The organism is [Clostridium] aminophilum DSM 10710 (genome assembly GCF_000711825.1).
Lineage (GTDB): Bacteria > Bacillota > Clostridia > Lachnospirales > Lachnospiraceae > Clostridium_R > Clostridium_R aminophilum.
Genome location: NZ_JONJ01000022.1, coordinates 17,089 through 28,044, shown reverse-complemented (window position 1 = coordinate 28,044; position 10,956 = coordinate 17,089). Strand labels below are relative to the sequence as shown.

Annotated in this window: 9 protein-coding genes; 2 read left to right on the top strand and 7 right to left on the bottom strand. The window is 50.1% G+C overall.

Translation table 11 applies throughout. The features are described from left to right. The first annotated feature begins 348 nt into the window (after positions 1 to 348). Positions 349 to 591 (top strand): hypothetical protein, encoded by a 243-nt coding sequence (locus tag BR86_RS0112985; RefSeq protein WP_031474566.1) that lies wholly within the window; start codon positions 349 to 351, stop codon positions 589 to 591. 322 nt (positions 592 to 913) lie between these two features. Here BR86_RS0112985 and BR86_RS0112980 read toward each other — a convergent pair whose 3' ends face one another. From BR86_RS0112980 to BR86_RS0112960, 5 genes are all read right to left on the bottom strand, one after another. Beyond that, the gene (locus tag BR86_RS0112980; protein WP_242841618.1) at positions 914 to 2,248 is read right to left on the bottom strand and encodes a sodium/glutamate symporter; all 1,335 of its coding nucleotides are present in this window, start codon (positions 2,246 to 2,248) and stop codon (positions 914 to 916) included. A gap of 307 nt (positions 2,249 to 2,555) precedes the next feature. Continuing rightward, positions 2,556 to 3,554: an electron transfer flavoprotein subunit alpha/FixB family protein gene (locus BR86_RS0112975; RefSeq protein ID WP_031474562.1), complete on the bottom strand. Its 999-nt coding sequence runs from the start codon at positions 3,552 to 3,554 to the stop codon at positions 2,556 to 2,558. An 11-nt stretch (positions 3,555 to 3,565) separates the two neighbouring features. Next, on the bottom strand, positions 3,566 to 4,357 hold the full coding sequence (locus BR86_RS0112970) for an electron transfer flavoprotein subunit beta/FixA family protein (RefSeq protein WP_031474560.1): 792 nt from the start codon (positions 4,355 to 4,357) through the stop codon (positions 3,566 to 3,568). 25 nt (positions 4,358 to 4,382) lie between these two features. Then, the gene (locus tag BR86_RS0112965) at positions 4,383 to 5,522 is read right to left on the bottom strand and encodes an acyl-CoA dehydrogenase family protein (protein WP_031474558.1); all 1,140 of its coding nucleotides are present in this window, start codon (positions 5,520 to 5,522) and stop codon (positions 4,383 to 4,385) included. Positions 5,523 to 5,570: 48 nt separating this feature from the next. Continuing rightward, complete coding sequence (locus BR86_RS0112960; protein ID WP_031474556.1) at positions 5,571 to 7,016, bottom strand: FAD-binding oxidoreductase; 1,446 nt, start codon at positions 7,014 to 7,016, stop codon at positions 5,571 to 5,573. A gap of 236 nt (positions 7,017 to 7,252) precedes the next feature. Between BR86_RS0112960 and BR86_RS0112955 the strand changes: the two genes are divergently transcribed. Then, on the top strand, positions 7,253 to 7,978 hold the full coding sequence (locus BR86_RS0112955; RefSeq protein WP_051684815.1) for a FadR/GntR family transcriptional regulator: 726 nt from the start codon (positions 7,253 to 7,255) through the stop codon (positions 7,976 to 7,978). Between the two features lie 376 nt (positions 7,979 to 8,354). On the opposite strand, the gene BR86_RS0112950 is transcribed toward BR86_RS0112955, so the two are convergent. Beyond that, on the bottom strand, positions 8,355 to 9,203 hold the full coding sequence (locus BR86_RS0112950; protein WP_031474552.1) for a DUF6282 family protein: 849 nt from the start codon (positions 9,201 to 9,203) through the stop codon (positions 8,355 to 8,357). Positions 9,204 to 9,440: 237 nt separating this feature from the next. Beyond that, positions 9,441 to 10,694 carry an SLC13 family permease gene (locus tag BR86_RS0112945; RefSeq protein ID WP_031474550.1) on the bottom strand — a complete coding sequence of 418 codons (1,254 nt, stop codon included), beginning with the start codon at positions 10,692 to 10,694 and terminating at the stop codon, positions 9,441 to 9,443. Between the last annotated feature and the right edge of the window lie 262 nt (positions 10,695 to 10,956).

Sequence of the window (10,956 nt, the reverse complement as noted above, 5' to 3'; positions counted from 1 at the left end):
GCTTAGTGCGTGCCATGGAAATTCACTTAGCGAGGTTTTCTCGAGCTTAGTGAATTTGCTTACAGCGGCGTGCGCATCCTCGCGGAGCGTTTTTAGTTCATAGGGAATTTCGGAGAAATTTCCTATGAACTAAAAATTTTCGTTTTTCTATTAATTCACGGCAAATGCAGTCGAAATAGAAAATATCGCAGTACTTACGGAATATAAGATAGATTTAAGAACCTGTCTTTTTTCGTAAACTATTTTCATTCTTTTTACACAAATTAGCCACCGGTTGGACATATTTGAACGATAATATATTACCTGCAGGACGGAAACATCCAAGTAACAGCGAAAGGAGACACCGCAATGAGAAAAGTGACAATGCTCAGCATGCTGATCCCGGAATCCCGTACCGGAATTCTTGTACAGAACGGACAGAAAGAACGAATCGAAGCAAAATATATCAGTTTCGACGAATACGAAGAGACCCTTCGGAAAGCTTCAGAGAACACGGCTGACGCATCTGTTCCGATCACTTCCGGAGTCTTCTACGCAGACAGCGGTGAAGGCCGGAGAGTCCTGGTACTCCCGGATACCGTAGCGATGTGATCCTGTACATCCCCAATTGCGGCAGCATACACCCCTTCGTTACTGCCGGCCCTCATAACATCCCTTATAGCTAAGAGAAGCCCCTGACCGAACGGATTCGGCCGGGGGCTTCTCTTTCTATTTCCTTGAGCAGCGGGCAAAGCCCACGCTGGCGTGAGGCCTTGACAACTGCCGCGACAACGAGTCGAAACTCGCAAAGCGTGTTTCGACTCGTTGTTCTATCTCTATCATCTTCTTGTTTTATATGTCCGACCCGCAGAATCAATCTGCCGCCGGACCGTGAAAAACGTTTTTTTCCGTCTCAATCGGAATGACACTTCGGTTAAGCCGCCTGCTTCCTCTTCGGAAGAACAAACAGTACGAATCCGATGATCATGCATGCCGCGAACATTGCCAGTCCGATGCCGACAATCGGAAGGAGCGATCCTGCTGCCCACCACATCGGGATCAGACCGATGAACACTTCTTTCCAGCAGCATACCGTGGAATAGATACCGTGGTTATCCGGTGCAGTGGACTGGTTGTCCGGATCAACGGCTCTGACAAGAGCAAGACCGGTTGCGGTGTTTCCGGTTCCGACGCCGTACGCCATCAGCGCTTTCTCAAACCACTCTTCCTTGCAGAACAGTCTGCTGAGGCCGAAGCACATTACGATGGTAATTGCTGTCATAATCAGTGTGTAGGCAAGAATCGGAACGATGTAAGTGGAAACCAGTTCCAGATCCAGTGTTGCGATTGCTGTGAGTACAACAACCTCCAGAAGGAAACCGGAGATGTGGTGGATCAGCTTCACGTCAACATATTTGTCAAGCTTTGTCAGCTTTGCGATGTTCCATACCAGCGCTCCGCCGATGATACCGTGAATAACGGACGGGAATACACTGACACCCGGCCAGATCAGGCCGATTGCCCAGAAGAGCTTCTTGCCGGCAAATACCGCAGTCAGCAGCCATGCGCCCTGAAATGCGAGATGGTTGATCGCGATACCGGAAGTAACTGTCTGGCCGACACCGGTTCTCTTCTCATCCGGAAGAACGCCGCCGTAATAGGAATCCGGCTGCTTCTGCGGATCTTTTACGAAGGTTCCCCATCCTTTGCGGACACCAACGTTTACCATGACCATACCGATGACCATCGCTACGATCAGACCGAAGGTTGCGAGTACCATACCGATGGAAACCGCACCCTCGATTCCATTCTCGAGAAATGCCTCACCGACCGCCGCCGCGTTTCCGTGACCGCCCTGGAATGCGAACTGTCCAAGGGATCCCCATCCAAGCGGAAGGCCGACCCAGATGGTTCCGAGGATGATGCCGATGATCGGGCCCAGAGCCATCTGAATGGAATACACTCCCTGCTCAACGACAACGTAGTCCAGATAGCGGAGAACCTTATCCTTGGTGATCGTAATTCCGAAAAGCAGTGCTGCCATGATCGGTGCGATCAGAACGTTGGAGAACTTCTCAAAGGATTCCGGAACCGCAACCACGTTCAGACACTGCTGACCGAGTACCAGGGCGATCACGCCGCCGATCAGGGATGCCGGAAGGAACAATTTCTGAATCGGCTTCAGAACCTGACGGACTGCATATCCGACAAGCATGAAAACACCGATCAGTACCATGTCATTAAAAAGTGATGCTACTGTCATTTTCATTGCTAAACCCCTTTGTCAAAAAACTGACTTGTCTTGTTTTGCCTCTTGCGTGGCACGTTGCTTATTGTACTTGCAGGAGTGCATAAAAATCCAACAGCGCATTTTTTCACTTCTCACAATTTTTTTTTGTGAATATGTAGGTTCTTATCCTCCATTATTGGATTCGACGATTTTCGCGGCATAAATAAGAGTAGGATTATACATTTTTTCTCCGATATTTTCACAAAAAGCCCGCCCGTTCCGACTGATTGCCGAAACGGACGGGTTTTTACAGTGTTTTTTATCAGCAGGATGTCCTTAAACGATATCAGGCTTCCCGGATTTTTTTAATTTCCTCGATCATGACCGGAAGAACTTTCATCGCATCGCCGACAATTCCGACATTTGCCACAGAAAAGATCGGAGCATCTTCATCCTTATTGATCGCGACAATATAATCCGATCCTGTAATTCCCGAGAGATGCTGGGTCGCCCCTGAGATGCCTGCCGCAATGTAGAGTTTTGGCGAAACGGTTTTTCCGGACTGGCCGACCTGATGATTCTTGGCAATCCATCCGTCTTCAATGGCCGGTCTTGTAGCCCCGACTTCACCGCCAAGGATTTCGGCCAGTTTTTCAACCAGTCCAAAATTCTCTTTACTTCCCATTCCGCGGCCGCCGGAGACGATGATCTCCGCATCTTCCAGATTTACGGTTTCCGTGATCTCTTTGACGGTATCCTTTATCTTTGTCTTCATGACACCGGCGTCTGCTTTCACATCCCGCGCTTCAACGCTTCCGGTACCCGTGCCCTCCGGCTTCTTAAATGCACCGGAACGGGTAACGGCGATTCTCGGTCTGACTTCATCCACAACGACATCGCAGCAGACGGCACCGCTGTACTCTGACGTGACAAATACTTCCTTGTCTCCGTCTGTCCTGATCCCGGACACATCGGTTACCGCGGCAGTGTCTAACTGCGCCATCAGTTTCGCCGCCAGATCTTTGCCGTCACCGGTTCCGCCCAGCAATACCGTATCCGGTTTTTCCTCTTCGATGATCTGCTTCAGAATATCGGCATAGCCATCCAGATCATACACTGCCGCCTCGTCGGAGTCGATTGCAAGCACCCGGTCGGCACCGGAAGCCGCGACATTTTGAGCAGCTTCTGAAATATTCTTTCCAATCACTGCGGCAATGACCTGTCCGCCCGTTTTCTCCGCCAGTTTCCGCGCCGGTGTCAGCGCCTCAAGACCGGCCTTGACCGGAGCACCATCTGTGTTTTCCACATACACCAGAATATTATTTGTTGTATCTTCTTTTCTCATGATGCCCTCCGTCAAATTACCTTTGCATCTGTCATCATCTGAATCGCCTTCATCGCCGATTCCTCATCCGACTCTTCTTTAATCCGGATTCCGGCCTCCCTCTTCGGCGGCTCATATTCCGCAACTCGTTTCATTCTCGCCGCAAACGATCCGGCATCCGCAAGTTCGCTGACATCCAGCTCGTCAATCGGCTTACGGCGCGCTGCCATCTTATTCTTGATGGTTGGATATCTCGGATCGTATTCCGGCTTCGACACCGTGACAACTGCCGGCATAGCCGCCTCAATCACACGATATCCCTCTTCGGTTTCGTGCTTTGCCTCAACGGTTCCCCCTTCCGCCTTTATATCAATAATATTGGTGATCACAGCTTCCCCAAGCTTATCTGCCAGACAGATTCCGGTCTGTCCCAACGGTACATCGGTTGCCTCTTTGCCCGTAAAGATCAGATCAAATGCTCCCTTCCCGGCAGAAAGCTTTTCAAGAGCCCCCTTCAGGATCTCCGCGATTCCCATCGCATCCATGTCATTTACTTCGTCGTACTTTACCAGGTATGCATAATCTGCCCCGACGGCAAGACAATTCTTCAGGGAATTTTTCGCGCTTTCCGGCCCGACGCATAATGCGGTGATCTCCGAACCGTCATTGAGCGATTCCTTCAGACGCGCCGCCATTTCAAGTGAATAGGTGTCAAATGCATTGACCACCGGAGTTATTCCGTCGACTGCCGGTCTTCCGTCTGCTCCAACGGAAACCTCAACCGAATCATCCGGCACCTGCTTAATGCAAACTAATATATTCATGCTGTTCTCCAATCTCTGTCCGTTCTTAGAATCTTCCGATTGTGTTGTTCGCGGTTACGATTCTCTGTACTTCGTTTGTTCCCTCGAAAATCTGGAAGATCTTTGCATCACGCATCAGTTTTTCTACCGGATACTCGCGGCTGTAGCCATATCCGCCAAACATCTGCACTGCCTCCGTCGTACACCACATCGCCGCATCCGAGGCAAAACATTTCGCAATCGCAGCCTCGCGCGAGTACGGCCGGCCCATATCCATAAGATTTAATGCATACGCATTCATCTGTCTGCTGGCCTCGATCTTGATCGCCATATCCGCAATCTTGAACTGCATCGCCTGGAATTTCAGCACCGGCTTGCCAAACTGTTTGCGCTCTTTTGTATAAGCAATCGCCTCATCCATCGCTCTCTGGGCCAGTCCGGTGGAAATGACCCCCATCCACGCGCGGGCCTGATCCAGTGTCTTCATGGCAATCTTGAATCCGTCTCCTTCTTTGCCCAGCAGATTCTCCGCCGGGACTCTTACATCTTCCAGAACGACATCTGTTGTGTTCGAGAGGCGGATACCCATTTTATCCTCCTCATGTCCAACGGAAAGTCCCGGAGTATCCCGGTCAATCAGGAAAATCGACATTCCTTTCGCGCCTGCAGCCTTATCCGTCAATGCGGTTACGCAGTAAAAGCTTGCCACACCGCCGTTTGTAATAAAGCATTTGCGGCCATTCAGAATGTAGCTGTCCCCGTCTTTCACTGCGGTCGTCGTTCCGGATCCCGGATCCGAACCTGCGCCCGGCTCAGTCAGCGCAAAAGCACCGAATCCGCCGTCCAGAAGAAGATCACAGACATGTCGCTTCTGCGCATCATTTCCCGCAATGAGCACCGGTTTTGTGCCGAGTCCGCTGGCGGAAATTGTCGTGGCGAATCCGGAATCCGCCCATGCCATCTGCTCCATCAGAGCGGCAACATCCACGCGGCTGAGTCCCGGTCCGCCATATTCTTCCGGAACCTCCAGCGTGGTATACCCCTGCTCGATCGCTTTGTCGTAAATCTCCTTCGGAAATTCTCCGCTTCGATCAAATTCTTTCGCCTGCTCAACGACTTCCTGATCGCAGAACTTTTTAAGGTCATTCAGCAAATCCTGTGCTTCATCTGAAATAATGTATGCCATAATACAATCCTTTCTTTACCGCAATCGCTCATTTACCGTCAGCATCCGTCAATCCTCATAGCACTCTTCCGGATCGAAACAGACCTTGCCCGGATTGAGAATCATGTTCGGATCAAATACCTTCTTGATGCCTCTCATCAGACGCATATTAACCGGTCCCGCAAACTCCTTCAGATAATCCATCTTTCCCGAACCGATTCCATGTTCGCCGGAAATCAGTCCGCCCAGTTCTACCGCCTTGGCGTATGCTTTCTTCATGAAGTCTTCGGACTCTTTCATAAAGTTCTCTTTGTCATCGTCATTGCTGCACAGATAAATGTGAAGGTTTCCGTCTCCTGCATGTCCGAAATCTTTTATTGTGTAGGAATGATCTTTCTGCAGTGATTTCACATACGTCAGGAATTCCGGAATCTTCGTAATCGGAACAACAACGTCGCATTCATCGAGAAGTTTTGTATTGCCTTCAATGGATTCAAGGAGAGAACTTCTCACAGCCCAGGCATCTCTAAGCTGCTGCGGGGTATCTGCCACAAGAACATCCACCGCTCCGGCCTCGAGAACAACTTCCGACGCGGCTTCGATAATATCCATAAGCTCATCCTGATCGTTTCCGTCAAACGTAACCAGCACATACGCATTGATATCAACGCCATCCAGAGTTTTCGGATATACCTCTTTGTTCAAAAGTTTTTCGGTATCGATCACGACATCCTTTTCCATAAACTCAAGTGCCTGAGGATTAAGATGTGCCGCAAAGAGTTTCGGAACCGAACCGATGGCATCCTCAAGTGTCGGAAACGGTACGATCATTGACATGGTTTCTTTCGGTGCAACGATCAGTTTGAGCGTAAGCTCTGTAATGATTCCAAGTGTTCCCTCCGAACCGATCATGATATCTTTGATCCCATAACCGGAACTGCACTTTGAAACCGCGGCGCCTTCATGCACGATTTCTCCGGTAGGAAGCACGACCGTCATGGCTCTTACATAATCTCTTGTCGTTCCGTACTTTACGGCTCTCATTCCGCCCGCATTCGTCGATACGTTTCCGCCGACCGTTGCAAATTTTTCACCCGGATCCGGCGGGTACATAAGCCCTTTGCTCAAGGCATCCTGAGCCAGATCATTCAGCAGCACTCCCGGCTGAATCGTCACAACCAGATTATCAATGTCGTAACTGAGTATTTTGTTCATTTTCATGGTTGAAAGAATCACGCCGCCATATTTGGCAACCGGTCCGCCGGCGAGATCCGTGCGGGCACCCGAAGGTGTTACCGGAATCCGGTTTGCGTTGCAGATCTTCATAACCTCCGAAACCTCTTCGGTTGTCTCCGCTTCCACAACCACCTCCGGCACAGCGGTTCCATAGATTCTCATCTCATCATGGCAGAAATCGTCATTGATCTGGTCACCGGTAAGGACATGGCCATTGCAGGCTTTTTTTAAAAGCTCCACAATATCATTTGTTACTTTGTTGTAAGAAGTTTTCTCCATTTCGGCCTCCTTTTGTGCATTTCTTCAACCAATTTTAGAATTGGTCTGACCAATAGTCAATATGTTTTTGTACGGATATAAGTACCAAATTTGAGATGCTCTTTTTGTACAGAATGTTTATTTCCATCTCGTATCCAATCAAACAGGTCTGCTGTGCTATACTATGGTCGTGGAGTTTGAACGATATGGATCATGTGTATTTCAAAACTCTGTGATTATTTTTAAGAGGTTATGATATGTCTGATGAGATCAAAAAAGAACTGATTTTAGAAAACAGCAGCGAACGGGTCTACCAGACTCTGATGGACTCCATTCTCGATTCCCTGAAAACCGGTGCCTTAAAACCGGGCGACCGCCTTCCGCCGGAACGAAAATGGGCGGAAGAAATGAATGTATCCCGTTCTGCCGTACGCGAAGCGATCCGGGCCCTAGATATGATCGGACTCGTAAACGCCCGACAGGGCGGCGGAACTTATATCAACAAAAGTTATCGCCTGACCATGTTTCAGCCGATGACCATCTCCTACCGGCTCAATCAGGGCTCTCTCTCCGACATTCATGAATTCAGACAGTGTCTTGAGATCCAGGCCGCTAAGCTTGCCGCAATCCACGCTACGGATGAGGATATTCGGGAACTGGAAGAGCTGGCTCATAAAATGAATGACGCCGACAACACCTATGAAGGCTCGGTATATGACAGCAATTTCCACTCAAAAATCGCAGAGATCTCCGGAAACTGTCTCATCCGGGACAGCCTTGCATCTCTGGGCGCTCTGCTGGATGAGATCGTCGATGACATCCGAAGCATCATTCTTCAATCCGCCAGAGACACCAGAATTCTTCATACGCAGCATCAGCGCATCATCGACAGCATCAAAAACCATGATTCCGATTCTGCAATAAAGTGCATGTATGAACATATGACCTTTATTGCCCGCCTGATTGAGTCAAATAACCTGTGAGTTTTGAACAAAGTCCGCAAGGTGATACCCCGCCAAGCAGCGTGTTCATCCTCGCGGAGCGTTCTTTATTTCACAGGAAATGCGGAGCACGTTCCTGTGAAATAAAAAAAATCGCGGAGAGATCGTTTCCCATCCATCCGGATCGGTTTCAATCTCTTCGCGATATTTTTATGATCTTATCCTGAAAATTCTGCTCTTCCGCTTAATTCCGGCTCCGCCATTCTTCATCCGGAAGTTTCCCCGGGATTTCGCAACTCAGCTTTTCTCCATTCAGATGTTTTTTCGGGTTGTCTCAGCTCAGCTTTTCTCCGTCCAGAAGTTTTTTCGGGTTGTCTCAGCTCAGCTTTTCTCCGTCCAGAAGTTTTTTCGGGTTGTCTCAGCTCAGCTTTTCTCCGTCCAGAAGCTTTCGCGGATTGTCGCAGATCATTCTGCGGATCTCGTCTCCGGTGAAACCGACGCCGATCAGCTTCTCCGCAAACTCGGCAAGTCCCTCGTCGGAGTACGGGGAATTCAGCTGCCCAGCATCGGTGTCCAGAATAACATGTTCACAGCCCACCGCCCGAATCTGCTCCGCGATCTCTTCGATCGTCACGCGATTATGGTATACGGTGAAATAGCTGTGCTCGATCACCGCCCCCATCCCGGCCGCCTTCTTCTGCTCTTCGATCGTGTAGCAGTCGTTCGGATTGTCACAATGTGTCAGAACCGGCTGTAGTCCTCTGCGGATCGCTCCCTCGACCACCTTCATTCCCTCTTTTGCGGAAATGTGGCCGGTGCCGACGATCATCTTATACGCCTCACAGGCGTCCAGAACAGCCTCCGCCTCCGGCAATAGCTCGCCGTCCGCGCCGCAGACCGGAATATACGTTTCCTGTTCTTCCGGAGTGGACTCTTTATGCGTGATCGCAAAATACGCTCTCGCTTCGAGAGTCGGGAACCACATAAAATGTCCGCCAGCCTGCGCGCTTCTCTCGATCGCATACGGGTTCAGTCCTCCCACCGACCGGTTCAGAGCGATTCCGCCTTCCATGCGGAGCTGCGGATAGAGTTTCTGTACCATTTTTGCTCTTGCCGCTGTGTCCAGATAGTGATTCTTGATCAGGCAGCCGCCCATACCCGCGGCAAGAAGCCGCTCTGCCAGCTCCAGATCATCACATTTTCTCTTCACAACATCCGGTGAAGTGTGAATATGCAGGTCAATCGCGCCTCTTATCAGGTCCTTCATCATTTTCCTCCTGCCTTCATCAGACGAACAGAGGGCAGCCGCATCCTCCGATGCGCAGCCGCCCTCCTTCGCTATGTAGAAACATATCTTAATCGTATCTACTGCCCGGCGGGCCATAAATACCGATCAATCTCCAAATCTCAGGAAAACACTTTGTCAGCGTTTCCCCTGCCGGATTATCGATGCGAAACATCCGTTTCCTATGACACCGGAAACCAAGGATACCATCGCTTTTCCTTAGTACGGCATGTAAATCGGTGTTACCAGCAGTACAACCAGATAGGTGATGAGAAGCATCGGAAGACCGATCTTCATGAAATCAATGAACTTATACTGCGTCCATCCAACGGTCATCATGTTCTGCGGAGCCGCAAACGGAGTTGCATAGGAAGCAGCACCGGCAAGGGTGATGATCATGGCAATCGGATACGGGCTAACACCGATCTGCTGTGCAACCGATACCCCGATCGGCATGAACAGAAGAATGGTCGGAATGTTGGACATAACCTGAGTCAGGAATGCGGAAGCAAAGAAGATCAGGGTTGTGATCATGAATGTGCTCGGGTGCTCGCCGAGGAGATTCAGAATGATCTGAGCGACCGCATCACCGGTACCGGAGTTCTTTACGCCGGTGGAGATGGCAGTCAGCGATCCAACCAGAATCATACAGTTCCAGTCAATTGCCTTGATGGCATCCTGAAGAGTCATGCACTTTGTTCCAACGATAACCAGCGCGCCGATAACGGCTGCGATGTGCATCGGAACTGCCTTGAAGTTTGCTGCGATGACAACGAGAACCGCTGCCATGGTTACCGCTGCAATGGTTGCCTTTGTCTTGTTGAGTTCCTTCTTCTCGGTCTTTGCGAACTCCGGAACATAACCGGTATCCGGAATCAGCTTAGATCCGATGAAGGTGAAGTACAGGGTTCCGAGAACGCACACGCCGAGACCGAACGGAGTGATGCTGAAGAATCCGAACGGAGTGAGTCCGAGATCCGCCATGGCGTTGGCTGCGGATGCATTGGATCCTACGCCGACCAGTGTGACGAATCCGCCGAACTGTGCACCGAAGAGAAGCGCGAGGAGGGACTTGGACGGTCCGAACCCGGCGGAGATACACATCGCGGTTACGAGCGGAGCCATCGCAGTCATGACACCGATGTTGGAGCAGATGGAGCTCAGCACACAGGAAACGATAAGGGTTACAAGTATAATATTTCTCTCATTCTTTCCAGTCAACTTAACCATCTTCTCACCGATCATATCCGTGATGCCGGTGTGGAAAAGAGAGGAACCGATGACCATCATACCGGCCAGAAGTACGATCGTGGTACTGTTATAGCCGCTGAAGATGTCTTTCGTCTCGATGATGCCGGTGTAGGCAAGCACGATGGATGCACCGATTGCGGTGACAGCGATCGGAAACGGCTCTGCGATAAAGAGCGCGATCATCGCTGCAAGTACAATCAGAGTGATTGTAATGGGACTCATACGTTTACCTCCATTGAATGTGTTCCACGAATAACCCCCATCGCGGAACATGATTTACCCCTGAACGGATCCGGATTGTCATTTTTCTATTCCCTGATTCCCCGGATGTCCCCGTTTCTTAGTTGTTATGGTGATTATATTTCACCGCTCAGCGACAAATCAAACACGGATAAATTGAAGATCCCACAAGAAATTTTGGTTGTTATGTTCTATCCTTACAGCGGCGTGAGCATCCTCACGGAACGTTCTTTATTTCACTGGA

Excerpts from the sequence above, each read along its gene's own strand:
- BR86_RS0112985 (WP_031474566.1), top strand. The coding sequence starts at position 349 with ATGAGAAAAGTGACAATGCTCAGCATGCTGATCCCGGAATCCCGTACC.
- BR86_RS0112980 (WP_242841618.1), bottom strand. The coding sequence starts at position 2,248 with ATGAAAATGACAGTAGCATCACTTTTTAATGACATGGTACTGATCGGT.
- BR86_RS0112975 (WP_031474562.1), bottom strand. The coding sequence starts at position 3,554 with ATGAGAAAAGAAGATACAACAAATAATATTCTGGTGTATGTGGAAAAC.
- BR86_RS0112970 (WP_031474560.1), bottom strand. The coding sequence starts at position 4,357 with ATGAATATATTAGTTTGCATTAAGCAGGTGCCGGATGATTCGGTTGAG.
- BR86_RS0112965 (WP_031474558.1), bottom strand. The coding sequence starts at position 5,522 with ATGGCATACATTATTTCAGATGAAGCACAGGATTTGCTGAATGACCTT.
- BR86_RS0112960 (WP_031474556.1), bottom strand. The coding sequence starts at position 7,016 with ATGGAGAAAACTTCTTACAACAAAGTAACAAATGATATTGTGGAGCTT.
- BR86_RS0112955 (WP_051684815.1), top strand. The coding sequence starts at position 7,253 with ATGTCTGATGAGATCAAAAAAGAACTGATTTTAGAAAACAGCAGCGAA.
- BR86_RS0112950 (WP_031474552.1), bottom strand. The coding sequence starts at position 9,203 with ATGAAGGACCTGATAAGAGGCGCGATTGACCTGCATATTCACACTTCA.
- BR86_RS0112945 (WP_031474550.1), bottom strand. The coding sequence starts at position 10,694 with ATGAGTCCCATTACAATCACTCTGATTGTACTTGCAGCGATGATCGCG.